At 57.3% G+C, this 26,828-nt stretch carries 23 protein-coding genes; 19 read left to right on the top strand and 4 right to left on the bottom strand.

Going from position 1 to position 26,828, the window contains the following annotated elements; translation table 11 throughout:
- Positions 1-84: 84 nt before the first annotated feature.
- The 12 genes from BBCT_RS01280 (at position 85) to BBCT_RS01335 (ending at position 14,330) form a co-directional block, all read left to right on the top strand.
- Positions 85-1,563 carry a coiled-coil domain-containing protein gene (locus BBCT_RS01280; protein WP_047750562.1) on the top strand — a complete coding sequence of 493 codons (1,479 nt, stop codon included), beginning with the start codon at positions 85-87 and terminating at the stop codon, positions 1,561-1,563.
- The gene (locus tag BBCT_RS01285; RefSeq protein ID WP_003836084.1) at positions 1,556-2,896 is read left to right on the top strand and encodes a C1 family peptidase; all 1,341 of its coding nucleotides are present in this window, start codon (positions 1,556-1,558) and stop codon (positions 2,894-2,896) included. The genes BBCT_RS01280 and BBCT_RS01285 overlap by 8 nt, the downstream gene beginning before the upstream one ends.
- Positions 2,897-3,072: 176 nt before the next feature.
- Positions 3,073-4,206, top strand: coding sequence for a 3-deoxy-7-phosphoheptulonate synthase (locus BBCT_RS01290; RefSeq protein WP_003836082.1), 1,134 nt, complete (start codon positions 3,073-3,075; stop codon positions 4,204-4,206).
- 146 nt (positions 4,207-4,352) lie between these two features.
- Positions 4,353-5,537, top strand: a complete 1,185-nt coding sequence (locus BBCT_RS01295; protein WP_034248367.1) for a 3-deoxy-7-phosphoheptulonate synthase — start codon at positions 4,353-4,355, stop codon at positions 5,535-5,537.
- A 60-nt stretch (positions 5,538-5,597) separates the two neighbouring features.
- On the top strand, positions 5,598-6,305 hold the full coding sequence (mtnN, locus tag BBCT_RS01300; protein ID WP_003836078.1) for a 5'-methylthioadenosine/S-adenosylhomocysteine nucleosidase: 708 nt from the start codon (positions 5,598-5,600) through the stop codon (positions 6,303-6,305).
- Positions 6,306-6,487: 182 nt separating this feature from the next.
- Complete coding sequence (locus tag BBCT_RS01305; protein WP_003836076.1) at positions 6,488-7,834, top strand: sensor histidine kinase; 1,347 nt, start codon at positions 6,488-6,490, stop codon at positions 7,832-7,834.
- Between the two features lie 82 nt (positions 7,835-7,916).
- The gene (locus BBCT_RS01310; protein WP_003836074.1) at positions 7,917-8,621 is read left to right on the top strand and encodes a response regulator transcription factor; all 705 of its coding nucleotides are present in this window, start codon (positions 7,917-7,919) and stop codon (positions 8,619-8,621) included.
- Between the two features lie 321 nt (positions 8,622-8,942).
- Positions 8,943-10,073 carry a phosphate ABC transporter substrate-binding protein PstS gene (gene pstS / locus BBCT_RS01315; RefSeq protein WP_047750565.1) on the top strand — a complete coding sequence of 377 codons (1,131 nt, stop codon included), beginning with the start codon at positions 8,943-8,945 and terminating at the stop codon, positions 10,071-10,073.
- 212 nt (positions 10,074-10,285) lie between these two features.
- Complete coding sequence (gene pstC / locus BBCT_RS01320) at positions 10,286-11,239, top strand: phosphate ABC transporter permease subunit PstC (RefSeq protein WP_003836069.1); 954 nt, start codon at positions 10,286-10,288, stop codon at positions 11,237-11,239.
- Complete coding sequence (gene pstA / locus BBCT_RS01325) at positions 11,239-12,234, top strand: phosphate ABC transporter permease PstA (RefSeq protein WP_003836067.1); 996 nt, start codon at positions 11,239-11,241, stop codon at positions 12,232-12,234. The genes pstC and pstA overlap by 1 nt, the downstream gene beginning before the upstream one ends.
- A gap of 41 nt (positions 12,235-12,275) precedes the next feature.
- Positions 12,276-13,055, top strand: a complete 780-nt coding sequence (pstB, locus tag BBCT_RS01330; RefSeq protein ID WP_003836065.1) for a phosphate ABC transporter ATP-binding protein PstB — start codon at positions 12,276-12,278, stop codon at positions 13,053-13,055.
- 381 nt (positions 13,056-13,436) lie between these two features.
- The gene (locus tag BBCT_RS01335) at positions 13,437-14,330 is read left to right on the top strand and encodes a metal ABC transporter solute-binding protein, Zn/Mn family (RefSeq protein ID WP_003836064.1); all 894 of its coding nucleotides are present in this window, start codon (positions 13,437-13,439) and stop codon (positions 14,328-14,330) included.
- A gap of 138 nt (positions 14,331-14,468) precedes the next feature.
- On the opposite strand, the gene BBCT_RS01340 is transcribed toward BBCT_RS01335, so the two are convergent.
- A complete protein-coding gene (locus BBCT_RS01340; protein WP_003836063.1) occupies positions 14,469-15,857 on the bottom strand; it encodes an NCS2 family permease in 1,389 nt (462 codons plus the stop codon).
- Positions 15,858-16,257: 400 nt separating this feature from the next.
- Between BBCT_RS01340 and rplJ the strand changes: the two genes are divergently transcribed.
- The 5 genes from rplJ to BBCT_RS01365 all read left to right on the top strand — a co-directional run bounded on the left by rplJ (position 16,258) and on the right by BBCT_RS01365 (position 22,838).
- The gene (gene rplJ / locus BBCT_RS01345; protein ID WP_003836062.1) at positions 16,258-16,779 is read left to right on the top strand and encodes a 50S ribosomal protein L10; all 522 of its coding nucleotides are present in this window, start codon (positions 16,258-16,260) and stop codon (positions 16,777-16,779) included.
- A gap of 110 nt (positions 16,780-16,889) precedes the next feature.
- A complete protein-coding gene (gene rplL / locus BBCT_RS01350; protein WP_003836061.1) occupies positions 16,890-17,270 on the top strand; it encodes a 50S ribosomal protein L7/L12 in 381 nt (126 codons plus the stop codon).
- 263 nt (positions 17,271-17,533) lie between these two features.
- Complete coding sequence (locus tag BBCT_RS01355) at positions 17,534-18,943, top strand: FHA domain-containing protein (protein ID WP_456236321.1); 1,410 nt, start codon at positions 17,534-17,536, stop codon at positions 18,941-18,943.
- A gap of 8 nt (positions 18,944-18,951) precedes the next feature.
- Positions 18,952-22,572, top strand: coding sequence for a hypothetical protein (locus BBCT_RS01360; RefSeq protein WP_003836058.1), 3,621 nt, complete (start codon positions 18,952-18,954; stop codon positions 22,570-22,572).
- A 62-nt stretch (positions 22,573-22,634) separates the two neighbouring features.
- A complete protein-coding gene (locus BBCT_RS01365) occupies positions 22,635-22,838 on the top strand; it encodes a hypothetical protein (RefSeq protein ID WP_047750707.1) in 204 nt (67 codons plus the stop codon).
- A 28-nt stretch (positions 22,839-22,866) separates the two neighbouring features.
- On the opposite strand, the gene BBCT_RS01370 is transcribed toward BBCT_RS01365, so the two are convergent.
- The 3 genes from BBCT_RS01370 to BBCT_RS01380 form a co-directional block, all read right to left on the bottom strand.
- The gene (locus tag BBCT_RS01370; RefSeq protein ID WP_231858073.1) at positions 22,867-23,448 is read right to left on the bottom strand and encodes an SAF domain-containing protein; all 582 of its coding nucleotides are present in this window, start codon (positions 23,446-23,448) and stop codon (positions 22,867-22,869) included.
- A gap of 246 nt (positions 23,449-23,694) precedes the next feature.
- The gene (locus BBCT_RS01375; protein WP_003836055.1) at positions 23,695-23,877 is read right to left on the bottom strand and encodes an FmdB family zinc ribbon protein; all 183 of its coding nucleotides are present in this window, start codon (positions 23,875-23,877) and stop codon (positions 23,695-23,697) included.
- 97 nt (positions 23,878-23,974) lie between these two features.
- A complete protein-coding gene (locus BBCT_RS01380; protein WP_003836054.1) occupies positions 23,975-24,637 on the bottom strand; it encodes a 5-formyltetrahydrofolate cyclo-ligase in 663 nt (220 codons plus the stop codon).
- 94 nt (positions 24,638-24,731) lie between these two features.
- On the opposite strand from BBCT_RS01380, the gene BBCT_RS01385 reads away from it, so the two are divergent.
- Both BBCT_RS01385 and BBCT_RS01390 read left to right on the top strand, forming a co-directional pair.
- Complete coding sequence (locus tag BBCT_RS01385; protein WP_128805853.1) at positions 24,732-25,355, top strand: GNAT family N-acetyltransferase; 624 nt, start codon at positions 24,732-24,734, stop codon at positions 25,353-25,355.
- Between the two features lie 99 nt (positions 25,356-25,454).
- Entirely contained in the window at positions 25,455-26,657 is a 1,203-nt protein-coding gene (locus BBCT_RS01390; protein ID WP_003836052.1) for a hypothetical protein, read from the top strand.
- The last annotated feature ends 171 nt before the right edge of the window (positions 26,658-26,828 follow it).

Below are 26,828 nucleotides of genomic sequence, written 5' to 3' on the forward strand. Positions count from 1 at the left end.
CCGAACGTTTTTCCTGCGCTAAAGTTCAAGACGGATAGGCGCGGGCAAGATGCGCGATGGAAGGGAATTCGTGAAAGGAATACCATGGTTGAGCAGTTCCCAATCGTGTTGAGGGGGTACGACAAGGAAAGGGTCGATGAAGCGTTCGCTTCGGCTCAGGAGACGGTGGACCGTCTGCGTGAGCAGGTCAAGGCCGACGATCAGACCATCCTTGAACTGCAGGCACAGCTGCAGGAAGAGAAAAACAAGAAGGCCAACCCGAATTCGTTCGCATCTCTGGGCGCCAACGCGCAGCAGATGCTCGCCAGTGCGGAACAGACCAGCGCCGAGCTGCTTGACCGTGCCAAGAAAGACGCTTCCGCGGCACGCGCCACGGTGCAGCTTCAGGCCGAAACCCTGCTGAACAACGCCAAGCTCGACGCCAAGCGTATTCTCGACGAGGCTAACGCCAAGGCTGAAGCGGTGCTGTCGAAGGCCAATAATGATGCCGGCACGCTGAAGTCCAACGCCCAGCGCGAAGCTGACCAGCTGCGTGGCGAAGCGCAGAAGGCCGTGGTGGCGCAGCGCCAGACCGTTGATCTGGAATTGACCAACTCCCGTGAGGAGCACGACAAGCGTCTCGCATCGGAGCGCGCCACGCAGGAGCGTGAGCTCTCCGATATGCGTGCCGCAGCCACCGAACAGATCGCGGCGCAGCGCAAGAACGCCAATGACGAGATTAACCGCATGAAAAGCGAGACCAACGACCAGATCGAATCCGCGTTGGCCGAAGCCAACAAGAAGCTGGCCGACGTGCGTGAGCAGGTGTCCAAGATGATGACGGATGCGCAGCGCCGTGCCTCGGAAATCACGGATACCGCCAAAGCCAAGGCACAGGAGATCACCGACGAGGCCGAAGTGCATCGCACCAAGACCATCAGCCAGGTCAATGCCGAGGTGGAGCAGATCCGCGCCGACATTTCCGCCCAACAGGATGAGGCTACGAAGAAGGTCAACGAGCTGCTCGCCGACCTGAACGAACGCCGTGAAACCGCCAAGAAGCAGTCCGAAGAGCTGATTTCCGAAGCGCAGCATACGCGCGATGAGGCCGAGGCATACGCTTCCGACAAGCGTGAGGCAGCCGACAAGCAGGCTGCCAGCATTCTCAAGCAGGCCACCGAAGAGGCCGACGAGCAGATCAACGAGCGTCGTGAGGCAGCCAAGAACGAGCTTGAAGGTGTGCAGCAGCGCATCGCCGACCTGCAGACCCGTGAGGCGCAGATCACGCAGCGTGTCAGTGAACTGCGTGCCATGTTTGCCAACGCGTTCTCCGGTTTCGGCGCGAACGGCCTGTCCGTGGTCAATTCCATCGACGGCGAACAGCATGAGTCTGCAGCTGAAGCTGAAACTCCGGCGGAATCGCACGACGAGAGTGGCGAAACTGTTGCTGGTGAACCGGAAGTGACCTTCGATGAGGATGTTGTCTCCGACGAACAGCAGAATAATGACGACTTTGAAGAACCGTCCGAAGATGAGCAGTCTGACCAGGGCGAGGAAGCACAGGAGGAACAGAACAATGACTGATATCACGCCGTTGAGCGCTGATGCATTGGCAACGCTGGTTGAGGATTTTGAAGCCAGCGACCACAACCGTATGGCCATGAACGCGGTCACCGCGGCGGGCGTTAACAAGGTGGCGCGCAACTATGACCGTGCCCGCTTGATGCAGCGCAGGTTTTCCACCATTGTCGACAATGGCACCGCCACCCATCAGGATCGTTCCGGCCGTTGCTGGCTGTTCAGCTCACTGAACGTGGCCCGTTTCGTGGCCAAGAAGAACATGGGGCTGAAGGAATTCGAGTTCTCCCAGAACTATGCCATGTACTACGACAAGCTCGAGCGCGTCAACTACTTCCTGCAGGACGTGGCCGAACTGGTGAAGGCCGGCGAGCCGTCCGACTCCCGCCTGATCCAGCATCTGCTCGCCGACGTGATGGGCGACGGCGGTCAGTGGACCATGGCCATGAACGTGTACAAGAAGTACGGTGCCGTTCCGAAGGATCTGTTCCCGGAAACTGAATCCTCCAAGAACACCGGCGAAATGAACGTGCAATTGCGTCGCCTGCTGCATACAGCCGTCGCGCACATGTATGCTGATCCGGCTTCGATCGAATCGGTGATCGCCGAAGCAACCGCCGCCGGCCACCGTATTCTGACGATTCACTTGGGCGAGCCGCCGAAGAGCTTCGACTGGGAGTGGACCGACAAAGACGGCGAGTTCCACCGCGATGGTGAGATCACGCCTGTGGAATTCTGGCAGAAGTACGTCGGTTCCGCCGATTTGGAAAGCTACGTGTGCCTGGTCGACGATCCTCGTCAGGAGCATGCGAAGGGCAAGAAGATCGGTATCGAGCACTTGGGTAATGTGGCCGGGGGAGACCCGACCGAATATCTGAACGTGCCGAACCAGTTCATGAAGGATTGCGTGCGTCAGATTCTCGAAGAGCAGGGCATTCCAGTATGGTTCGGTGCCGACTGCCACCCGATGATGGACCGTGAAAACGGCGCTTGGGCCACTGATCTGTTCGAATACGGCAAGGTGTATGGCGTCGACTTCGATCTGAACAAGGAAGATCGCGTGCGTTTCGCCGATTCCGCGATGAACCACGCTATGGCGTTCGTTGGCGTGGACGTTGCCGAAGACGGCACGACCACCCGTCGTTGGCGTGTGGAGAACTCTTGGGGCGACAAGATCGCTGACAAGGGCTACTTCACCATGAGCGATGATTGGTTCACCGAATACGTGTACGAGGTCGCCGTTCCGAAGGCGTTGCTCCCTGCCGAATATCAGGCCGCTCTTGACGAACCTGCCACCATGCTCCCCGCATGGGATCCGATGGGCGCTCTGGCTGACTGATACGTAAACCGACAAGCTGATTGACGAATGCCGACTGCATGGGACTTCGCAAAAAGTCCAGCATGCAGTCGGCATTCGTGTTATTCCACTTTTATCCGTTAAGGTAACTTCGGTGATTATCATCCATGCAAAGTATGCATGAAGCAGGTATGCAGGTATAAGGAGGAGCAGAAGAGATGTCAGGTCTTCGCGGTCCAGATAGTTCGAGGGATGCACAATTGTTGGATAACGCTGTGTTTCCGGAGACCGTGGATGTCAATATTCGACAGTTGGACCCGATTCCCGCTCCTCGATATTTTCTGAAGGAAATCCCTCTTACCGACGAGATGAGCAATCTGGTGTTGAAGTCCCGTCAGGAAATCCGCGATGTGCTGAATGGCAAAGACGATCGTCTGCTTGCCATCGTCGGTCCCTGCTCGATTCATGATCCGAAAGCCGCGCACGAATACGCCGAAAAGCTCGCGGCCGTCAAAAAAGAGCTGGAAGACCGGCTGGTCATCGTGATGCGCGTGTATTTCGAAAAGCCGCGCACCACCATCGGTTGGAAGGGTCTGATCAACGATCCTGATCTCGACGGCCAGTTCAACATTCGCAAGGGCATGTGGCTCGCACGCAAGGTGCTGGCCGATGTGCTGGGCCTTGGACTCCCGGCAGCTACGGAATGGCTTGACCCGATCACCCCGCAGTACATCTGCGACCTGATCAGCTGGGGTGCGATCGGCGCTCGCAATACCGAAAGCCAGGTGCATCGCGAGCTCGCTTCGGGCATGTCGATGCCGATCGGCTTCAAGAATGCCACCGACGGTTCGGTCAAGCCGGCAGCGGACTCCTGCTTCGCGGCCGCCTTCGAGCATCATTTCCTGTCCATCAATCTTGACGGACGTGTGATTTCCGCCGAAACCAAGGGCAATCCCGATTGCCACCTGGTGTTGCGCGGTTCTTCGCACGGTCCGAACTACGACACCGAATCCGTGGCGAAGGCGTTGGCCGATCTGAAAGTTTCCAAGGCTTCCGGACCGAGCGAACACGGCATCGTCATCGACGCGGCGCACGGCAACTGCGGCAAGAACGAAGTGCGCGAAGCTGAAGTGGTCGAAAACATCGCATCCCGCATCGCAGCAGGCGAACAGGGAATCAGCGGCATTATGATGGAAAGCTTCCTGAAAGCCGGCAATCAGAAGCCCGCTCCGCTCGACCAGCTGGAATACGGCAAGTCCATCACCGACGCCTGCGTGCCGTGGGAACGTACCGAACAGCTGCTACACACGCTTGCCGAAGCGGTCGAAAGCCGCCGCAGGCTTGCCGAATAATCGCAAATAAGCGTAAATAACCGTAAATAGAAAAACCGTGCGAAAACCGCGTAATCTGCGTAATCGCACGGTTTTTGCATTGTGATTGCTATTCTTGGGAAAGATAGTGATTTGGAAAGATAGTGATTTCCAAGGAGAGCAGTGAGATGCAGCAACAGCTGAACACGCCTGAAGAGCTTCGTGCCATCCGTCAGGCCATGGATGAAGGTAAGAATCCGCTGGTGGTTACGGATGTGCCGCGATGGGAAGATCAGGTTGGCATCAGCCGCATCGTGAACCGCCGAGTGCTTGAATTTGAGGTGCTTCCCACACCGGCGCAGGTGTTAGGCGATCTGCCGCTCAGCGATCAGGCGCAGGAAATCGTCGCCTATTCTCGAGATGAGATTCGCGCCTGCCTATATGGTCAGGATGATCGATTGCTGGTGATTGTAGGCCCATGTTCCGTGCATGATCCTGCTGCAGCGCTCGATTACGCCCGTCGTTTGTCCGCGTTGAAAGACGAGTTGTGCGGCGAATTGCTGATTGTGATGCGCGTGTATTTCGAAAAGCCGCGTACCACAGTCGGTTGGAAGGGTCTAATTAACGATCCCGACATCGATGGCAGCTGCAATATCAAGAAGGGTTTGCTGTTGGCCCGCCGTACACTGCTTGGCGTATTGGACGCCGGTTTGGCTGCGGCCACGGAATTCCTGGAACCAACCAGCCCACAGTACATTTCCGACGCGGTCAGCTGGGGTGCGGTCGGCGCTCGCAACACTGAAAGCCAGGTGCACCGTCAGCTCGCTTCGGGCATGTCGATGCCGATCGGCTTCAAAAACGCCACTGATGGTTCCATCAAAGCGCCGACCGATTCATGTTTTGCTTCGGCGCAACAGCACACGTTCTTCGGCGTCGATCACATGGGCCGTGCGGCCGTGGTCAAAACGCTCGGCAACCCCGACTGCCATGTGGTGTTGCGCGGTTCGAGCAGCGGTCCTAACTATGACTCCGAATCCGTGGCGAACGCCATGAAGCTGATCCGTGAGAAAATGCCGGCTGAATCCGCGGCCGCGCACGGCCTGATCGTTGACTGTTCGCATGGCAATTCCGGCAAAGACGAGCATCGTCAGGCCGAAGTGGTGCGCAATATCGCAAGTCGCATCGCCGACGGTGAAGAAGGCATCACCGGCATCATGATGGAAAGCTTCATCGAGGGTGGCAGCCAAAAACCGGCACCGCTTGCCGAGTTGACGTACGGTCAATCCATCACCGACAAATGCTTGAGCTGGCAGACCACGGAACAGCTACTGCGCGAACTTGCGCAGGCCGTGAGCAAGCGCCGCTGGAAGTGAGCGAAGCGAAAATAAGCGAAACCGAGCGAAAAGCGTGAAGCAATTGAAAGGAACGAACGCATGAGCACAATCGCCATCATTGGTGCCATGGACGAGGAAGTCGCCAATATCGCATCCGCATTAAGCGACATCACCGTAACGGAGGAAGCCGGCGTCAGCGTGACGCGCGGCACCATCGAAACCAACAAGGGCACGCGCGTCAACGTTGCGGCAACGGTTGGCGGCATGGGCACCGTCAATATCGCCGCCACCACGCAGCATCTCATCGACGCGGACCAGCCTGACGCCGTGATCTTCTCCGGCATCGCAGGCAATCTCAATACGCATCTGCACATCAACGACGTGGTGCTTGGTGGCACGCTGCGCTACCTCGACACCGACATGCGTCTCGTCGGCCAGTGGAAGCCAGGAACTGCGGACCAGCCGGTGGAGGAATTCCACTCCGACGACCGCCTGATCGAAGTCGCCGATAAGGTGCTGACCGATTTGAACGTGCATCATATTACCGGCATCATCGCCACCGGCAACTATTTCGTGGACGATCCGAAGAAAGTGGAGCAGGTAATTCGTGAAACCGGCGCGGACGCGGTCGAAATGGAAGGCGCCGCGGTGGCGCATATCGCGGCACGCAACGACCTGCCCGTGCTGGTCATTCGCGCGTTGAGCGACAATGCTGACACGGATTACGTGGAATTCAAGGAATTCGACATTTCAGAATACGCTGACACTGCGGCGAAAATCGCAGTGAACATCGTCAAGCGCATGTAAGCGCAGCACGGCCCGTCCAGCGCATCGATTGCTGGACGGGCCGTCTCATATTTCGGTATTGCGAATTTCATGAAAGTGAACTGCAGGGAAACTTCCGATGGCGTGAGGGAATCGCGCACGGGAATCGCTTTCGGGAACCGCTACTGTTGAAGAAGAATGACGGATTATCGGAAGGTTAACGTATGACGCTGGAGCACGTGGCGATGGCGATTGTGGTTGTCGCCGTCGCTGTGGTCGCCTTTCTGCTGGGGCGTGCCCGGGGCGTGCAGCTCGGGGAGGATGAGATCGACCCGAACGATCCAAGCCTGTTCGGCGCGCAGAAGAACATGTCGCTATTCGGTCCGCGCGTGCCTGTGCAGCCTACGGAACGCCAGCTTATTGCCGTCATGCCGGAGGCGTTGATCGTCGTCGATTCGCTGGCGTCGGTCAAATATGTGTCTCCGGGCGCGCAACGTTTCGGCATTGTTGAAGACCATGCGATGACGCTCGCCGAAATCCGCGATATTCTGCGCTTGGTATCGACCGACAGCGTGGTACGTGAGCGTGAACTGTCGATTCCGTTGGATCGCGCCGCTCGCGCCGCCGCAAAGAACACGAACGGCAAGGGCATTGAGGCGGGCAAGTTCCGCCCTTCCGACACGCTGTATCTGCATGTGCGCGTCGGCCAGATTTCCGACGATCTGTTTGCGATTTTCATTTCCGACATGAGCGAGCAGCGTCGTTTCGAAATCATGCGTCGTGATTTCGTGACGAATGTTTCGCACGAATTGAAAACGCCGGCAGGTGCGATTTCTCTGCTTGCCGAAACGATTGGCGATGCTGCAGACGATCCCGATATGGTGAAGTATTTCGCAGGTCGCGTGTCCAAGGAATCCGAACGATTGACGGAATTGGTGCATCGTCTGATCGACTTGCAGAAGGCGCAAAGCGCGGCTGCGGTGCTGAATGCGGAACGGCTTTCCGTGCTTGCTTTGGTACGCGAGGCGATTGTTGAAAACCAAGTGAATGCTGAATCGAAGCATATCAGCATGGTGCTTTCGCTGAATGGCAAGCAGAAGCTGGTGCACGTCGAGGGTGCCGAAAACGCTGTTGACCGGGATGACGTGTTCATCAACGCCGACCATGAAACCATCAAAACCGCGGTGAAGAACTTGGTGGAGAACGCCATCAACTATTCTCCGGAACACACCACAGTCGCGGTAGGTGTCGGCAGTGGCGATGGCAAGGTCTCGATTCGTGTCGTCGATCAGGGCATCGGTATTCCGGAATCCTCGTTGGATCGTATTTTCGAGCGATTCTACCGTGTCGATCCCGCGCGCTCCCGCGAAACAGGGGGTACAGGATTGGGCTTGGCCATCACCAAGCATTGCGTGCAGGATTGCGGAGGCACTATCGCCGTGTGGTCGCGTGAGGGGGAGGGATCGACCTTCACCATCACCTTGCCCCAGGCGAAATCGGAGCAAGACGAGGAATCTGCGAAATCTGAAACCGCGGAAATTAGTGAATCAGAGCAGCTTCCAATCGAATAATTCAAGCAAAACGAATAATTCAAGCAAATAACCAAATCAATCAACGTTCCAATCAACAAGAGCACACAGAGGAGAAGCACCAATGACGCGCATTCTGATCGTCGAGGACGAGGAATCGTATCGAGAGCCGCTGGTCTACCAGCTCACCCGCGAAGGCTACGACGTGTCCGCCGCTGCCACCGGTGAGGAAGGATTGGAACTGTTCACCAAAGGAGGCATCGATCTGGTGCTGCTCGATCTGATGCTGCCCGGGCTTGACGGCACTGCACTATGCCGCAGAATTCGTGAGCAAAGCCGTGTGCCGATCATCATGCTCACTGCGAAAAGCGCGGAAATCGACAAGGTGGTCGGTTTGGAAATCGGCGCGGACGACTACATCACCAAGCCGTACTCGTTCCGCGAGCTGCTGGCGCGGGTGCGTGCGGTGCTGCGACGCAACCAGATGGTGGCCGACGCGGCGGAATCCTCCGATGACGATATTCCGCTGATCTGCGGCGACATTTCCATGAAGATCGGCCAGCATGAGGTGATGGTGCGCGGAGAGAACGTGTTCTTCCCGCTGAAGGAATTCGAGCTTCTCGAATATCTCATGCAGAACAAGGGCCGTGTGATGACTCGCCACCAGCTGATCGACCGTATCTGGGGGTCCGATTACGTTGGCGACACCAAAACGTTGGATGTGCACGTCAAGCGTGTCCGCTCCAAAATCGAGGAGGATCCGGCGCATCCGAAATATCTGACCACCGTGCGCGGTTTGGGATACAAAATCGACGTTCCTGCGGAATAAAGCGGAAATATCGCGATAGCTGGAAATATATAAGATAAAATATTGCGATTCCAGTAATCATCGTAATTTACCGAATAATTGATTATCGATTGATAACTGAATATAAGACCGTGGTATCACGGTAGTCGCCGAAGATCGGTGAATGGAAATGACGAAAACGTCCGAAGTGTCGTAGAGTGTTCATCTTCCGTTCACCGATTTTGGTTTTGCAGGACCAAAACCACCAATAGGCTTGACATTGTCATGAAGAACGATGGCGACAACAGAATATGAAATGTCAGAAACATACGCCATCAGAATGTTGACAGAGGGAAAAGAATAATGCGTAATTCCATTCTCGTACGCTCCATTGCAGCTGTGTCCGGCATTGTGATGCTGGCTTCCGTCGCGGCTTGCGGCGACAACACTGCTTCCAACACTGATTCTTCGGCTAGCACCGACACCAAGACCACCGAAACCGTGTCCGGCAACTTCTCCGGCGCTGGCGCTTCCTCCCAGCAGGCTGCTGTGGAAGCTTGGATCGCCGGCTTCCAGGGCACCAACCCGGATGCCAAGGTCGCTTACAACCCATCTGGTTCCGGCGCTGGCGTTTCCACCTTCCTGACCGGTGCCACCGCATGGGCCGGCTCCGATGCCGCCCTGTCCAATGACGAGGTCGAGCAGTCCAAGAGCGTGTGCGCTTCCGGCAACGCCTTCGACATCCCGGTCTACGTCTCCCCGATCGCAGTGGTCTTCAACCTCAACGGTATCTCCGGCAAGGGTAAGACCCTGAACATGGACGCCGACACCATCGCCAAGATCTTCGACGGCAAGATCACCAAGTGGAACGATGACGCCATCAAGCAGCAGAACCCGAAGGTTGACCTGCCTGATCTCGACATCACCGTGGTGCACCGCTCCGACAAGTCCGGCACCACCAAGAACTTCCTGAGCTACGTCAAGGATGCCGCTGGCGACGCTTGGGGCTATGAGCTCGGCGAGAACTGGCCGAACGAGGTTGGCCAAGGCGCCAAGGGCACCTCCGGCGTGATCTCCACCGTGCAGCAGGGTGACGGCACCATCGGCTACGCCGACGCCTCCCAGGCTGGCGAGCTCGGCACCGTTGCAGTGAAGGTCGGCGACAATTACGTGCCGTTCTCCGCTGAGGCTGCCGCCAAGGTTGTGGATGCCTCCCCGCTCGACGAATCCGCCACCGGCGACAACCGTGTGGTCGTCAAGCTCGATCACAACACCACCGAGGCCGGCGCCTACCCGATTGTGCTTGTCTCCTATGACATCGCCTGCCCGGCATACAAGGATGCCAACACCGCCAAGTTCGTCAAGTCCTGGCTCACCTACGTGGTCAGCGACGAAGGCCAGCAGACCGCTGCCTCCGCAGCAGGCTCCGCTCCGCTGTCCGACACCATGCGCCAGAAGGTCCTCAAGTCCATCGACGCCATCGAAACCAAGTGAGCTTTGGTACAGTAAACGATAAGCTCTCGGTGAACGGCAACTGACCGTCTGTTTCAGGCCGCAGCCGCAACATGAAAGCGGGTGCGGCCTGAAACGGTACTTGTAGGTGAAACGGAAAACGTAACCATCGAACGTCATCATGACGCAAGTCATCGCAAGTCATCGAACGTCATCGTAGACCTGTTCAAGTAATCGCAAGTTAAGGAGAACCCGTGAGTTCGCAAAGCAAAACGGCACAGCAGCCGGTGAGCGGCAAAAACGCGGACAAGGTGTTCAAGGGCGTGGCCTACGCCTGCGGCATCCTGATCCTCGTGGTGCTCGCCGCCGTCGCGCTGTTCCTGCTGTTCCGCGCATGGCCGTTGATCGGCGGCGATCAGCAGGCCAATAGCGAAACCATCAGCAACTTCACCGGCGGCAAGGCCTCCAGCTTCTGGGGTTACGTCGGACCGCTGCTGTTCGGCACCGTGCTGATCTCCGCGCTGGCACTGTTGATTTCCTTCTTCGTGTCGGTCGGCATCGCACTGTTCATCTCGCACTATGCGCCGAAGAAGCTCGCTACCGCCTTGAGCTATGTGGTCGATCTGCTTGCCGCAATCCCGTCCGTTATCTACGGTCTGTGGGGCGGCCTGGTGCTGGTGCCCGCCATCTACCCGTTCTGGAATTGGGTGGCCAAGTATCTTGGCTGGATTCCGCTGTTCGCAGGTCCTGCCGCTAATCCTTCCCGTACCGTCGCCACCGTGGCTGTGGTACTTGCAGTCATGATTCTGCCGATCATCACCTCCATGTCCCGTGATATCTTCCTGCAGACCCCGCGCCTTCAGGAAGAGGCAGCGCTCGCCTTGGGTGCCACTCGTTGGGAAATGGTCAAGCTTGCGGTGCTGCCGTTCGGCAAGTCCGGTGTGGTGTCTGCTTCGATGTTGGGCTTGGGTCGTGCCCTTGGCGAAACCATGGCCGTGCTCATGATCCTGTCTCCGGGCCTCAACTACTCCATCAAGCTGCTGCAGGCCTCGCAGAATCAGACGATTGCAGCCAACATCGCCGCGCAGTATCCGGAAGCCAACAATCTCGGCGTGTCCGTGCTGATCGGCACCGGTCTGGTGCTGTTCCTCATTACTTTCGTGGTGAATTTCATCGCCCGTAAGCTTACCGAGAAAGCGAGTGCGTGATGACCGCAGTGAATAACAACGCTTCTCCGATGGACGGTGCCCCCGTCATCGATTTCGACAAGTTCAAGCCGACGCGTTCCTTTACCGCTGCACGTAAGCGCAAGGACCTCGCGATGCGCGTGCTGATTGCGCTTGCATTCATTGTGGCGCTGATTCCGCTGTTCTCGGTGCTGCTCACCACCATCGTCAACGGTGTCAAGAGGCTGAACCTCAACTTCCTGAGCTATAACATGACCGGCGTGGTCGGTGGCAATCCGACGCCGTCCGGTGGTTACGGCGGTATTCAGCACGCCATCATCGGTACTCTGGAAATCACGTTCGGCGCTATGGTCATTTCCATTCCGATCGGTCTGATGTGCGCCGTGTACTTGGTGGAATATTCCAATCGCGGCAAGCTGGCTCGCGTCATCACCCTGCTGGTCGACGTGATGAGCGGTATCCCATCCATCGTTGCCGGTTTGTTCGCATTCTCGATGTTCACGATTCTGATTGGACCTGGCGCCATCAACGGTTTCGAAGGTTCCGTGGCACTGTCGCTGCTGATGCTGCCGACCGTGGTCAAGTCTTCTGAAGAAATGTTGAAGATCGTGCCTCATGATTTGCGTGAAGCGTCGTATGCTTTGGGTGTTACCAAGCAGCGCACGATTACGAAGATCGTGTTGCGTACTGCTTTGCCGGGCATTGTTTCGGGTGCGATTCTCGCCGTTGCCCGTGTGATTGGTGAGACAGCTCCGTTGCTGATGACCGCAGGCTACATCGCCTCCACGAACGTCAACCTCTTCTCCGGCCAGATGACCACCCTTCCGGTGTACGTCTATCAGGAGTACTCCAAGCTCAACGCGAACTGCCCGGCTTCCGCCGACGCTTCCTGCGTGACCACCATCCCGATGGAACGCGCATGGGCCGCAGCTCTCGTGCTGATCCTCATCGTGCTGATTCTCAACCTTATCGGTCGACTCGTGGTGAAGATCTTCGCCGTCAAGTCGGAACGATGAGCGGTAGTCTTACATACAGAAACAACATATAAGGAACCAAAATGGGACAACGTATTGATGTCAATCATCTGAACATCTACTACGGCGACTTCCTGGCCGTTGAAGATGTGAACATCAACATCGAAGCCAACAAGGTCACCGCTTTCATCGGACCTTCCGGCTGTGGCAAGTCCACGGTGCTGCGCACGCTCGACCGCATGCACGAGATCATTCCGGGCGCTCACTGCGAAGGCGAGGTGCTGCTGGAAGGTAAGAACCTGTACGACAAAGACATCGACCCGGTTGCCGTGCGTCGCGATGTCGGCATGGTGTTCCAGCGCGCGAACCCGTTTCCGACCATGTCTATCCGCGAGAACGTGCTCGCCGGTGTGAAGCTCAACAACCGCAAGATTTCGAAGTCCGATGCGGACGATCTGGTTGAGTGGGCTTTGCGTGGCGCCAACCTGTGGAACGAGGTCAAGGATCGTCTTGACAATCCAGGCATCGGCCTTTCCGGCGGTCAGCAGCAGCGTCTGTGCATCGCCCGCGCCGTGGCCGTACACCCGCAGGTGCTGCTGATGGACGAGCCGTGCTCCGCTCTTGACCCGATTTCGACGCTGGCTGTCGAGGATCTGATCAACGAGCTGAAGAACGATTACACCATCGTGATCGTGACGCATAACATGCAGCAGGCCGCCCGTATCGCCGACTACACCGCCTTCTTCAACCTGAAGGCCGTCGGTCAGCCGGGTCACCTCGAGTACTTCACTGACACGACCACCATGTTCAACAACCCCCAGAACGAAGAAGCCGAGCGCTACGTATCGGGACGCTTTGGCTGATCGGCAAAGCCGATTCGCCAAAGCGTAGCGTCGGTCCAGGGCGACGCCGTTAAGCAAACAGTCCAGTGGACTGTTTGTAGGCGGCGCCGAGATGCGACAGTATCGAGGCAGGAAATAGTGCCTTGCCTTGGCAAGGCTCCTTTTCCTGCGAGCTTGCACGCGGCTGATCGGCAAATCATCTCTTACTCCCGCTTACGGGGGATTGTCGCACGAATGTGTGGTCGAAAGTGGTTGTTTCGCTAACCATTTCGATCTCATTCGTGGCGGCCGTTCCCCTGGGCGGGAGTTTTTTGTATGTGGTGTCTGATTGCGACACGCTCTATTGATAATGATTCTCAATTAGGTTATGATGGTGTTATATCACGTTAGAGAGGATTTATCATGCACCGTATTGCGAGAATTGCGATTGCTGCACTTGCTTCTGTAGGAATGCTTGCGTCGGTTGCTGCGTGTGGAAGCGGCCAATCAACATCCGAAAAAAACGGAACCATCGAAGTGGCCGCTTCCGTGAATCAGTGGGGTACCGTGGCGAAAGCCCTGGGCGGCGACAACGTCAACGTAACCAGCATCATCAATTCCACCAATGTGGATGCGCATGATTACGAGCCGACAACGTCGGATATCGCTAAACTGCAGAAAGCGCAGGTCATCATCGTCAATGGAGCCGGCTACGACGCATGGGCGGTCAAAGCGGCGCAAACCGCCAACGCAATTATCGTCAACGCCGCTGAAATCGGCGGGGTGAACGACGGTGAGAATCCGCATGTCTGGTTCTCCGCCGATGTGCGCAAGGCGGTGGCACAGGCGATCACCGAAGCGTACGAACAGGCCGACGCCGCGAAAAAGAACGATTTCGACAAGATGAACGACCGATGGACGGCTGAAGAAAACAACGTCGAAAGCGAAATCGCCGAAGTGAAACAGAAAACGGATGGATTGGCATACGCCGCAACGGAATCCGTGGCAAGCTATCTGGCGGAAGACATGGGTCTGGCTGACGCAACGCCAAGCGGGTACGCGCGAGCCACCGCGAACGAAAGCGAGCCGACGCCAACGGATATCAAGCAGTTCACCGATGCGCTGAAGGCGGGCGAAATCAAACTGTTGGTGGTCAACACGCAAGAGGAAAGCGAGCTGACAGGCAAAATCACGGACGCTGCGAAATCCGTGGAAGTGCCCATGGTCGAACTGACCGAGCAAATGCCGGAACAATACGATTCCCTGACGGCGTGGATGGAAGGTCTTGTTGACGCCTTTTCGCAAGCCATTGCGTAAGTCAGTTACATAACAAGTAATACGAGCAAGCAAAACGGGATAACAAGAGGGGCGACTCCGCAGTGAAAGCGGAATCGCCCCTATCGTATTTTCACATCAGTCGTTTCCATGGATACCGATGCGAACCGACATTCGGAATTACAGCACTGCGGTGATGATGAAGTCCAGAATGAACAGCACGGCCACGACCCAGATCACCGGATGCACTTCCTTGGCCTTGCCCTTGCAAGTCTTGATCAGGCAGTAGGTGATGAAGCCGCCGGCGATGCCGTAGGAGATGGAGTAGCTGAACGCCATGAATACGGAGGCGAAGAACGCCGGCACGGCCTCGGAGATATCGCCCCAGTCGATTTCCTTCAGCGAGGACGCCATCATGCAGCCCACCACCACGAGCACGCCTGCGGTTGCGGCGGACGGAATGGCGGAGATGACCGGGGAGAGGAAGGCGGACAGCGCGAAGCAGATCGCCACGACCACGGAGGTCAGGCCGGTGCGGCCGCCGGCGGCGATACCCGCGGAGGACTCCACGTAGGTGGTGGTGTTCGAGGTGCCGCAGATGGCGCCGATGGAGGTGGCGATGGAGTCGGCGAACAGGGCCTTGTCCATCTTGGAGGAGAAGCCGGAACCGTTCTCAAGAGCCTTCTCGTCCTCGGCGGAGAAGATGCCGGTACGACGGCCGGTGCCGATGAAGGTGCCGATGGTGTCGAAGGTGTCGGACATGGAGAACGCGAAGATGGTCAGCAGGATGATCGGCAGCTTCGACACGTCGGAGAACAGCGCCGGGAAGCCATCCTTGGTGAAGATCACGCCGAAGGTCTGCGGCAGCTGGGCGAAGGTGTCGGCGATGGACACGGAGTTGGCCATGGTGGTCTGGCCCATCGGAATGCCGACGACCGCGGTGACGGCGATGGCGATCAGCATGCCGCCGCGTACCTTGAGCACGGTGAGCACGATGGCCAGCACCAGGCCGATGATGAACAGCCAGATGGTCGGATTGTTCATGACGGCAAGGCCCGGGGTGGCCTGCACGGCATCGCCGTTCTTGGCGTCCGCCTTGGTGGTGAAGGTGAAGAAACCGACGTTGAGGAAGCCGACGTAGGCCACGAACAGGCCGATGCCGCCGCCGATGGCGTTCTGCAGCACTTCCGGAATGGCTTGGATGATCATCTTACGAATCTTGGTGACGGTGATGATGATGTTGATCAAACCGCACAGGAACACCATGCACAGGGTTTCCTGCCACTTGAAGCCGAGGCCGAAGCACACGGTGTAGGTGAAGAACGCGTTGAGGCCCATGCCGGCGGCCTGCGCGTACGGAACGTTGGCGAACAGGCCCATCACGAGCGTGCCGATGATGGCCGCGATGATGGTGGCGAGGAACACGCCGCCCCACGGCATACCGGTCGAAGACAGGATCTGCGGGTTGACGATGATGATGTACGACATTGCGAAGAACGTGGTCAGACCGGCCATGACCTCAGTGGACACGGTGGTGCCGTTCTCTTTAAGATGGAAGAACTTTTCCATATCTCTCTATCTCTCTTGGGTTGGTAGGAACGTTCCGACTATTGCGCGGCGCGTTCCGGCGAGAATTGCGACTCGCCTTATGGAATCATAGGATTCCGAACAAGGCTTAACCGTAGCACTTAAGCAAGTCATGATGATTTCGTGAAGCGCGACACGCCCGGATCTTCGCAAGTCCAAGCATGGCCGTAGGTTATTCATCTGTAAACCACAGACCGTTGGTTGGAGTGCGCAAGTGCTCATGAAGTTTGGTTCGCCAAGCCAGCGCAGGTTGAAGAACATACGCCCACCAAGGGCTTTCCGCTTAGCGGTCGAATGTTGCTCTGCCTGCGTGCAGGGCTTTTTTGTTGCCCGGTGAAACGTTCCTGCTTCACAGTCAATGGTTGACTAAGGAAGGAACGCCATGAAGAGGCCCGAAAAGGAAGCGGTGATCGCCCAGCTTACGGATAAGTTCCGTGACGCTGATGCTATCTACCTGACCGAGTACCGCGGGCTTACCGTTCCGCAGATCTCTGAACTGCGCGAAAAGCTAGGCCGCGATACTTCCTACACTGTGGCTAAGAACACGCTGATTCGCATTGCAGCCAAGGAAGCTGGCGTCGAAGGTCTCGATGAGATCCTCGCTGGTCCGACCGCTGTGACCTTCGTGAAGGGTGACTTCATCGAAGCTGCGAAGACCCTGCGTGACTTCGCCAAGACCAACAAGGCACTGATCATCAAGGGCGGCTTCGCTGATGGCACCGTCTACGATGCTGAAGGCGCCAAGAAGCTGGCAGACCTCAAGTCTCGCCCGCAGCTGCTCGCCGAGTTCGCCGGCGACATCAAGGCTACGATGTCCAAGGCCGCGTACTTGTTCAACGCTCTGCCGACCAAGGCTGTGCGTACGATCGATGCGCTCCGCGAGAAGCAGGAAAAAGCCGCCTGATTTCATTGCGGTTAGCCGCATGAATGATAGTGACCACAAAAGAAAATAATTGTTTTAGGTGACGGTCACCTCTTCAATCAAGCCGTCGCCAAGAATGAAAGGAAGCCATTATGGCTAAGTACACCAACGATGAGCTGCTCGAAGCTTTCGGTGAGATGACCCTGGTTGAGCTCTCCGAGTTCGTCAAGGCTTTCGAAGAGAAGTTCGACGTCGAGGCTGCCGCTCCGGCTGCTGTCGCCGTTGCTGCTCCGGGCGCTGCTGCTCCGGCTGAGGAAGAGAAGGACGAGTTCGACGTCATCCTCTCCGCCGTTGGCGACAAGAAGATCCAGGTCATCAAGGCCGTCCGCGCTATCACCTCCCTGGGTCTGGCTGAGGCCAAGGCTCTGGTCGACGGCGCTCCGAAGGCTGTCCTGGAGAAGGCCAAGAAGGAAGACGCTGAGAAGGCTAAGTCCCAGCTCGAAGAAGCCGGCGCTACCGTCGAGCTCAAGTGATTCGCGCGGTTTGAAGCCGCATATCACGATCTTGAGTGGAAACCCCGTTCGCCACAAGGCGGCGGGGTTTCCGCATATTCGCAGGTTTTTCTTTCGCTGACAATCCAATAAAACCCGATTTGGGCGTGAACGCTTCCATATCGTGCCATACAATGGGGGAAATAGGCGAAAGTTGTCAATTAATCGCGTCATAATCCTGAAATATGTGGCAAGGCATGACACAATGGCAAAGAGTGTTGTGTGTGAAAGGAAGGCCGACAACGGTGAGCGAAGATCAACGAACGGCGCAGCAGTGGACCGTCAAGGTTGATGGAACCGAACTCAAGAAGCTGGAAAGCGGCGAAAGCGTGGAAATCGGTCGTAAGCCGTTGCGTCCTCTGGTGGATGATGGATTCGCGCGACTCGACATTATGGACGCAAGCAAATCCATGTCGAAACGGCATGCCATTTTTTCAGTCGATGCGCAGGGCAATGCTTCCGTGCGTGATCTCAAGTCGACCAATGGTTCGTTTGTGGTGGCCGACAATGGCCAATTGATGCGTCTGCCGGCGGATGAGGATTTCCAATTGCCAACCACACCGATGACGCTGCAATTCGGTGACGTGCGCGTCACCTTCGAACGAGACATCGCACAGACAGTGCCTGAGACCGAGGACCATACGTCGGCTTCGGTCTCCAACCTGTTCTCCTACGCGGTGTCCGACGAGGTGCCGCAGGCGCCTGATGCGGTGGATATGTCGGTCGATGATATTCTCAACCTGCGTGCCGGCGAGCCAACCGCATTGTTCAACGCGCGTAGCGTCGCCAATCGTGTTAATTTCATGCAACTTGCCGAGCGTCAGTCTTTTGCTCCCGTCCGTTCCAACGAGCCGGATTATGGAGATTTGCCATCCGTTTCGCTGGTGCAGCATAACGTGATCGCAGACAATACTCCGCGCGACCTGTTCGCGGATGCCGTGGCGGAACAGCATGCCGCGGAGGAAGCCGCCAAGAAGAACGCTGCGGAAAACGAACATGAAGCGAATCAGTCGGAATCCGTGCAGGAAGTTTCGTTGCCGATGCAAACCGCAATAGGAAATGAAACTGAGCATGACACGATTCCCGTGAGCAAGCTGTTCAGCGCGCGTCCGAGCAAGCCGATTATCGTGGCGTTGCCGGCTGAAGAAAACAATATGTCGGAACAACAGACAGAAGCATCGCACGAGCAGTCCAACGAAATAGGGGAGCAGTCTGCCGCGATCGTGCAACAGGCAAATGACGAAACTCCAAGCCAGGAGGAAACCTCGTCGCAGCAGGCCGATGATGAGCGCTTCAGACCACATGCTACACAATCGCAGGTTGCGAGCGAACCGTCGCCGGACGAAACCAGCGCGTTCAAGCCTGTTTTCGAACCCGGATCAGTGTTCGACCGCGTTTCCAAGGGCGAGCTCGTCAAGCAGGAGCAGACCATCGAAGTCGACGGGCTGACTTCGGATGATGCCAAGCGCACCGACGATTTCACCGTGCAGTTCGAGATGGCGCGTCATCCGGAACTGCTGCCATTCCTTGCCATGAACCCGTCGCTATACGACGATCTGTATGCATGGCTGGGCGCATTGGGCAATACAGACATCGACGCGGCCCTGTCACATAATCCGGGGTATGCGGAATACCGTAAAGCGGTAGGGAAGTGAGCCAACACATGAGCGAAAGCAAAGAGAACGTCACTGAGCTGGATCGTATTCGTGGGTGGCGTGAGAAGTATCGTCTTGGCCTGTCGCCGTCGCCGCTTGAGGATGTGACGCAGCTGAGTGCCCAACTTGATATGACGCACGCGCACCCGTCCGGCATCGCGCAGCTATTCGCCAGCGGGCATGTTCAGCTCAATTCCTTGTTCCGTGACAATGGCATGTTACGTGCCGCGGGTCGTCGTGTGGAACGTGTGCTTGACGACCGTGAGGCGAAAAGCCGCGTCAGCGGCGTGGGCGAACTGTCTTTGGTGGTCGGCGTGGCCATTTGGAAGGGCAATCAGATGCCGGTGCTCATGTACCCGGTCGAAGTGCGCAAAGAAGGCCGCAATATCGAAAACGGCACGGTGATCGCATTCACAGGGCGTGTGCGCCTGAACGCGGCTTTCGCGGCCGTGCTGCGCGAGAACAACGTCATATTGGATGAGGCCAAGCTGTTTGACGGTTCGAACTATGAGAGCGGCACGCCAGAGACGTCTGCAGTGTTCGCGGCCATTACGGATCGTGCGGCCAACGCGTTCCCCGATTTTGAGATCGAACGGCACATTATTCTCGGGTGCTTTATGGATCCGGCGTCGCAGATGCTGGTGGAAAGCCAGAAGATCATCGATCAGTTGGCCCAAGGTCCGACCGGCAACACCGCTTTGGACGCTTTGGCTGGAGACAAGGCCGCCGCTGAAGCATTGGAGGGGGCTGAGATTCCGGAATACAGCCCGTTCGATGCCGACCCGCATGGCGAGTATGAGGTCGGCGATATCGACAATACCGTCCGATACGCTTCGCAGCTTGCGTCCGCGGGTCATTCGCTGTTTGTGGATAGCTCGATTGCCAACAATACCGCCGAGCAGGCTGCCGCGATCGCGTCCCGTTGCGTGATGAACGGACGTTCCGTGCTTTATGTGCCGTGCGTGACCGATCAGAAACGTCGATTTGTGCAAGCCGTCGCCGCGAATGAGATGAGCGGACAGTTGTTGGATATCGCCGATGACGGTGCCAATGCGGCGATTGATCGTCAGCTGATTGCCGCTGTTGGATTCCAATCCGGTGTTGCTTCGTCTCGATTTGATCAGATTTCCGATGAATTGGTTGGTGTGCGCTCCCGTTTGACCCGTTATCTGGGTGATCTTCACGGCGTGAGCCAGGAGTGGGGCGTATCCGCCTACCAGACGATTCAGAATCTCGCACAGATCGCGGTGCTACCCACCCATCCGACCACGCACGTGCGTTTGAGCAAGCAGACTGCGCATTCCATTGCAGACAAGATCGAGGATTGGGCTGCGAAACTGCAGCGTGCGGGTGAGCTTGGCGAATACACCATCACGGAGAACGACACCGCATGGTACAAGGCTTCGCTGTATTCCGAAGAGGAAGCGGTGAGCGCATACCAGCGTGTGGTCGAACTGTTGCGCAAGGTGCTGCCCGCCACCCGTGAGCAGGTGGCCAGCACGGTGCAGACCTGCGGATTCCCGATTCCGACGACTGCCCAGGAGTGGGGTCGACAGGTCATGGTGCTGAAGAACCTGCGCCGAGTGCTTGACGTGTTCCAGCCGGAAATCTTCGAACGTGACATCGCATCCATGATCGAGGCGACCAAGCCGAAGGCCGAACGCAGGGCTGAAGGCAGTTCCATGGGATTCTGGGAGCGTCGCCGCCATATCAAAGAAGCCAAGGGCATGCTGCGCGTCGGCGCCCAAGTGGAGAACCTGCACGAGGCGTTGCTTGTGGTGTCCAAGCAGGCCGATCAGTGGCATATGTTCGTGCCTCATGGCGGATGGCCGGTGCTGCCCACCAAGCTGGATGACATAATCGAAACGCAGGAGAATCTCAATCGGGATATGACCGCGTTGAATGCGGTGCTTGCCACAACCCCACAGAGAGGCAATCTCGAAACCGTTGATTTCAACCAGGTCGAAGAGCGTTTGAAGGCCCTGTATGACGACAAGCAGGCGCTTGACAATCTGCCGGAGCGTGCCCGTTTGGAGCGTGACTTCCACTCGGTTGGTCTTGACGAGCTGATTGAGGATCTGAACAATCGTGGTATTCCCAACGATGCCGTCGCAGGGGAACTGCAGTTGGCATGGTGGACCACGGCGTTCGAGGATATTGTGAAATCCTCCGCCATCATCTCCAACCAGGATGGTTCGGCATTGCAGGGCGCTGCGGAACGCTTTGCCCAAGTCGATGTGGAGCATGTGCGTTCGATCGGGCCGATGGTGGCACAGGAATCCATGCGTCGCCTGTGCGACATGCTGTTCTCGCGTACGCAGGAAGCCAATCTGCTACATACCATGCTTGCCGGCTCCCACAACGTTTCGTTGAATCGCTTGCACAAGGAACATCCGCAGATTCTCGCAGCGGCGAAACCGATTCTTGTTGCGACGCCCGCCACACTTGCGGCGATCACCGATCCGGCGCCGTTGGCTGACATCGTCATCATCGATGCGGCCGCGCATATCCAGTCCATCGAATTGCTGGGCATCATCAGCCGTGCCAAGCAGGTGGTGGTGATCGCACATCGTGAAACAGTCACATCCGATGGTCTGAAGCGTCTTATCGCACTGCTACCGAGCGTGAAAATCGCCAATCGTCCTGTTCGGCGCGCTCCGAAGCTCAATGCGTTCCTGGAATCGGAAGGCTACGGCTCCGTACCTTTCGATGTGGCAAGAGAAGGTGCGCAAGGCGAGATCGCCTACCACTTTGTGGCTGACGCCAACGGTGTGCCGGTTATCACTTCGGGACTGGTGGAAAGCAGCCAGCAGGAGATCGACGAGGTGGTTAGGTTGATCACCAAGCGCGCCGCCGGTTTTACCATTGTGCCCGCATCATACATGCTTACAGTGGTGACGCTTACGCATACGTTCCGCACCCGACTGGGGGCAGAGCTCAAGGCCATCGCCAACAAGAACAAGGCCATGGGCATGTTCCTTCGCCATGTGCGCATCGTGGATATCTCCGATGTGGCCGGAGCGCATGCCACTGACGCGATTCTTGCGATGTGCTATGCGAAAACCTCCCATGGGCGCCTGCTGCAGCAGTTCGGAGCGTTGGAATCCGAAGGCGGGCGAGGTATGCTGCTGGACGCATTGGCCGTGCCGGACCGCCATCTTGACATCGTGTCCGCGTTCTCGTCGTCCGACATGGATGACGAACGTCTGCATCAGGCTGGCCCGAAGATGCTGAAGACCGTGCTTCGTTGGATGGAACAGCTTGATGACAGCGTGGTGCGTCCCGCCGTCAAGATGACCGGCTCGAACGTGCTTCTCAACGATCTTGCCGATCGCATTCGAGCCCGTGGGCTGAATGTGGCCGTCGATTATGGTTTCGACAATGGATCCAAGCTGCCGCTGGTGGTTGGTCTGAACGACAAGCCGTTCGCGTTGGCGGTACTCACCGACGATGCGCAATTCATGGGATTGCAGTCCACCAGGGAACGTCACCGTGTGCTTTTGCAGAACATCGAATCGCTTGGCTGGTCTGTTATGACCGTGTGGAGCGTTGGCGCGTTCGTGAATCCAGACAAGGAAGTGGACCGCATCGTGGCACGCCTGAGCGACCTGTATCAGGAGGTCAAGTGAGCGTCGACGAGCATTCTCCGCAGGAGTCTTCCCAGGAAACTGACCAGCCTGCCGTTCGCGTGGTGTCCGGCTATTGCGCCACTCGCCGAACGGCACGCAAGCACAAGCGTGTGATCCGCCAGGGCACTGAGCTGTTCGATGCGGACGGCGTTAAGCTCGAACCGTCCGATGTGCTCACCGAACGTCAGCGCAATGCGGATGACGACAAGCGTATTCTGGGTGAACTGCCGCCGCATTGGGGCGTGTTCTCCGAGAGGGGACGCTGACATTCGCGTGGGATTTGCTTCGTTGCCGTCACGAACTGACGATGGCGATAATCGCACTGTACTCTTGAGCCTGCAAAACGGTCGCCGCCTCATGAGGAGGCATGGCAAACACTGCAAGGGTGTTGCCGTCCGCATCGCGCGAGGGTTTCGCGGTCAGGATCGCGCCCGAGCATAGTTCGCGCAGCGTCACGGCATCTGTATCCGGGGATGCTTCCGGTGTTGCCTCGCCGAATATCGTGGCGCTGGAAAGCGTCACGATATCGCCAAGCGACAGATTGTCGGCGGAACTTGCCAATCGCACTTCGATCGCCGTGTATCCTTCGGGAACAACGGGAGAGGCGCGTGCCATGGTCGACGTGACGATGCCACCTTCCGCAACGTCCACTTGGGCGATTAGCCCGACGGCATCGTCGCAATCATGGAAAACGTTACGTAAGGCCTCGTCATACGGAAGATCACGCAATGCGAGCGAATCCGCGGTAATCACGCTACCTTTCGCAATGGGCTGCGCTGCGATGACAACCGGTTGCGTGGAAATCGTCAATCGTACACACTGCAGGGCTGCGAATACGGCAAGTCCGGCACAGACCGCGGCGAGCAGCCGGTGCAATCGTGCATTCCTCCGTCGCCGATGGGACGCAGTCCGCGTGCCATCGGTCGTTCGCCTGCCATCCATGTCCTGCAGACGTTGCAACAAATCATGAAAAAAGGTCACCATGCATGCATGATGACCTTACGAATAGCTGTTGCGCAAGCCGAATCAAGGGTTGTGGTCGGAGGATGTGAGTTATCCACAGGCTTCGACATGTCGCCTTGTTTTCCAAGGGTTGAGCTTGTTTGAATTATGTGATTGAGCTCACTTGGATTTGTCGGTGCGGTAGAAACCGGATCCCTTGAATTCGATTGGCGGTGCGGAATACACCTTGCGGACCTGTTCCTCGCCGCATTCGGGGCAGATGGTGATCGGGTCGTCGGTGAACGACTGCTGCTCGGTGAAATCGTATTTGCAGTTCTTGCAACGGTAATGATAAGTAGGCAAAGTATCCTCGCTTCAATCAGGTTCTCAAATTTCTTAACGGGACATATCCTAGTACGCTCCCTGAGACGGCCGCATGAACGTCTTGTTCACGAATGGTTTATTGGCGAACCTCCGTGAATCCATCCGGCGTAAGCACTCCGTCAACGGGAATGTCGTGCGCTTCATGTGGCACCGGCTTGTCGGCCGGCTCCCAGGGCCAGCAGACCGCTACCACGCGCGATCCGACCGCACGGTATTCAAGTGCCCGATCGTACCATCCTCCGCCACGCCCCAAACGGAATCCCTCATGATCGACGGCAAAAGCGGGAACGATGATCAGTCCAGCGTTTTTCAACGCTTCGGGCCCACATACGCTGTTGCTGGGTTCCTGCGGACGATGTGTGTTGGTGGAGCCGTCGCTGTTGGTCTGATCGCGCAGATCGTGGATGCTGTCAAGCTCGCTCCAACCAATATCCGTGCCTTCTCCAAGCCGTGGAACGAGTACGCGGCAGTTCGAATCGAAAAGCGCCTGCAGCATTGGTGTCATCGACATTTCGCTACCCATGGATGCGAATGCGGCCACCGTGGTGAATGAATGGATGAGATTCGCCTGCCGTGCCTGCTCGGCCAGTTTTCGACCGGCTTCCATCCGTTCCTCAGGACTTGTCCGTTTTCTTCTTGCGATTGCGTTCTTGCGCCATTGCCTTTTCAGATCGCGTTGCGTTGCGGTTTCGTCACGCGTGCTGTCGCCTGCGACATCGGTTTGCATATTCGGGGTCATATCGCATGTTGTACCACGGGATGGTTGCGCGAAAACGAAAATGTTATGCGCATGGCAGAATGAAAGCGTGACGATTTTGCAATCTTTGCGCGGCATGATGCGTTCGGAATCCAATGCCATCGATGTTCCGCGGTTCATCCAATCGCACGGGCTCCACGTTCCCATAATCCTGCGGCCGCTGACCTTCGACGACTGCGACGAATGGAACGACGTCCGTTGGCGTAATGACGACTGGCTGAAGCCGTGGGAATCCGGCGACCCGTTGCATGGCGCGTCGATGTCGTTCAATGAGTGGGTGCGCGCGATGCGGCGCAACGAGCGAAACGGCACCGGAGTGGTGTTCGCCATTGAGCAGCATAGACGTATCATCGGCCAGATTTCGCTGGGAGCGATCTGTTATGGCGCCATGCGCACTGGTGTGGTCGGCTACTGGATCGACGAACGTTGCGCAGGTCGTGGATATGCTCCTATGGCCGTCGCGTTGTTGGCTGATTGGGCGATGTTCGATCCTTCCGGACCGCAATTGCATCGCATGGAGATCGACCTGCTTCCCGAAAACGCGCGTTCCCGCAAGGTCGCGCTCAAGGTGGGAGCATGTTATGAGGGTGTGCGCACATCGTACATGTTCGTCAACGGGCAATGGCGTGATCATGAATCGTACGCGTTGCTGCCGGAGTGCGCGCCAAACGGTTTCACCGCACGGTTGATGGGCGAGTGAGCCGTTGACGAGGTTCAACCCGCGCTTTCGACGCACATGTTCGACACGCGGGGGCGTGTGCCCCGAAGAATGTCGGAATGTCACCTATTCTTATGAGTTATGGGTTATGAATCGTTAAGCACGGTTGTGGTGCTTGCGATTGTGATTATTCTCATGGCTTTCTGGCTGCCCAAACGGACGGTCAAAGGCATGAAGCGGGTAATCGAGCACCGAGAGGACCGCTTTTCGCCGTCGCTGCATCTGGTGGATGCCGACAGTGGAACGCGATTCTCCGATGAGACCGCCGCAAAGGCGAAAGGGGCGATAATGCAGTCCAACGAGACGCATGAGGGCAAGCTGACCGACGAAAGGATCGCGCATGTCCGTGCCCTTCGTCGTGCCGCGATCCGCAGAAGACGGATTATTGTTGTCTCGATGCTGGTGATCACAATCGTCGTGTTGATGTGCGCGTTTGTGTTGCATTTCAGTCCGTTGTTTGCTTTGATTCCCGCATCGCTGCTTGCCGGAGTGCTCGCTTTGGGGGTGAGGGCCGCCAAGCAGGCCGCAGCGTGGGAGCATAAGGTCGCCAAGTATCGTTCCAAGATGAGGAAGCGGGCTGCGGCGGAGCGCAAGCGTGCCCAAGAGGAACAGGCGGAGCGCTCGCGTTTGCGGGAGCAGGAGCTTGAGGAAATTCGTAGGATCGCCGAATCTCAGGTGCCGACCGATGTTATGCCGGAAGGTGAGATTCGTCAGGCGATCGATCGCGGCAAGGTCGACCGCGATGCTGCCGTAAGCAAGCGTAAGGAGACGCCTGAGGCGAAAACCGATACTGAAGCGAATATTGTGGATGCGCAAGTCGTGCCGAGTGAGACGAACGGTCTGTCCATCCACGATGAGCGGGATGAAATCGCCAAAACCGAGAATGTGGACCCCCGTGACGATATGTCGTCGCCCACTGTGATGAACGCGTCGCAGGATCTGATTTCGTTTTCGCTGGGCGCGCCGCGCGACGGCAACGATATCGTGCAGGCCGCTCCGGAAAGCATGGAAATCAAATCCACCCGTCAGGTGGCCAAGGCCGTGCCTCCGACTGCGAGTGCGGTTTCCGACAATATCGAGCCGTTGATTGTGCCAACCGACGCGATCAGCAGCATGGATTCCGACGAGGCCGCCGCCCGCGTGGAGGCTGGTGTGCATCTGCGGGACGTGGATGCCGTGGGATTCCACGACGCCGAGGTCAGCGCCGACGTCGAGGCTCCCAGCGTCACCTCCGATTCTCTGGGTGTGGGCTTGGCATCCATTATGGCCCGTCGTGGTGCATGACGGAGGGAAAGCGAACGTACGAAACGCACGAAACGTGCAAACAAGCGTAAAGAACATTAGCCTGAAACCGAATAGTTTCAGGCTTTTTCGTATATTTTGCTCTCAGCGTTAGCACTCGAGTTGGCAGAGTGCTAATAATCGCGCTAGGATATGTCTCAGCGCGGAAGGACG

Origin of the sequence: Bifidobacterium catenulatum DSM 16992 = JCM 1194 = LMG 11043, assembly GCF_001025195.1 — a bacterium.
Taxonomy (GTDB): Bacteria; Actinomycetota; Actinomycetes; order Actinomycetales; family Bifidobacteriaceae; genus Bifidobacterium; species Bifidobacterium catenulatum.

Excerpts from the sequence above, each read along its gene's own strand:
- pstS (WP_047750565.1), top strand. The coding sequence starts at position 8,943 with ATGCGTAATTCCATTCTCGTACGCTCCATTGCAGCTGTGTCCGGCATT.
- mtnN (WP_003836078.1), top strand. The coding sequence starts at position 5,598 with ATGAGCACAATCGCCATCATTGGTGCCATGGACGAGGAAGTCGCCAAT.
- BBCT_RS01360 (WP_003836058.1), top strand. The coding sequence starts at position 18,952 with ATGAGCGAAAGCAAAGAGAACGTCACTGAGCTGGATCGTATTCGTGGG.
- BBCT_RS01310 (WP_003836074.1), top strand. The coding sequence starts at position 7,917 with ATGACGCGCATTCTGATCGTCGAGGACGAGGAATCGTATCGAGAGCCG.
- BBCT_RS01335 (WP_003836064.1), top strand. The coding sequence starts at position 13,437 with ATGCACCGTATTGCGAGAATTGCGATTGCTGCACTTGCTTCTGTAGGA.
- BBCT_RS01285 (WP_003836084.1), top strand. The coding sequence starts at position 1,556 with ATGACTGATATCACGCCGTTGAGCGCTGATGCATTGGCAACGCTGGTT.
- rplJ (WP_003836062.1), top strand. The coding sequence starts at position 16,258 with ATGAAGAGGCCCGAAAAGGAAGCGGTGATCGCCCAGCTTACGGATAAG.
- BBCT_RS01340 (WP_003836063.1), bottom strand. The coding sequence starts at position 15,857 with ATGGAAAAGTTCTTCCATCTTAAAGAGAACGGCACCACCGTGTCCACT.
- pstA (WP_003836067.1), top strand. The coding sequence starts at position 11,239 with ATGACCGCAGTGAATAACAACGCTTCTCCGATGGACGGTGCCCCCGTC.
- BBCT_RS01305 (WP_003836076.1), top strand. The coding sequence starts at position 6,488 with ATGACGCTGGAGCACGTGGCGATGGCGATTGTGGTTGTCGCCGTCGCT.
- BBCT_RS01390 (WP_003836052.1), top strand. The coding sequence starts at position 25,455 with ATGGGTTATGAATCGTTAAGCACGGTTGTGGTGCTTGCGATTGTGATT.
- rplL (WP_003836061.1), top strand. The coding sequence starts at position 16,890 with ATGGCTAAGTACACCAACGATGAGCTGCTCGAAGCTTTCGGTGAGATG.
- BBCT_RS01290 (WP_003836082.1), top strand. The coding sequence starts at position 3,073 with ATGTCAGGTCTTCGCGGTCCAGATAGTTCGAGGGATGCACAATTGTTG.
- BBCT_RS01380 (WP_003836054.1), bottom strand. The coding sequence starts at position 24,637 with ATGACCCCGAATATGCAAACCGATGTCGCAGGCGACAGCACGCGTGAC.
- BBCT_RS01295 (WP_034248367.1), top strand. The coding sequence starts at position 4,353 with ATGCAGCAACAGCTGAACACGCCTGAAGAGCTTCGTGCCATCCGTCAG.
- BBCT_RS01280 (WP_047750562.1), top strand. The coding sequence starts at position 85 with ATGGTTGAGCAGTTCCCAATCGTGTTGAGGGGGTACGACAAGGAAAGG.
- pstB (WP_003836065.1), top strand. The coding sequence starts at position 12,276 with ATGGGACAACGTATTGATGTCAATCATCTGAACATCTACTACGGCGAC.
- BBCT_RS01385 (WP_128805853.1), top strand. The coding sequence starts at position 24,732 with ATGATGCGTTCGGAATCCAATGCCATCGATGTTCCGCGGTTCATCCAA.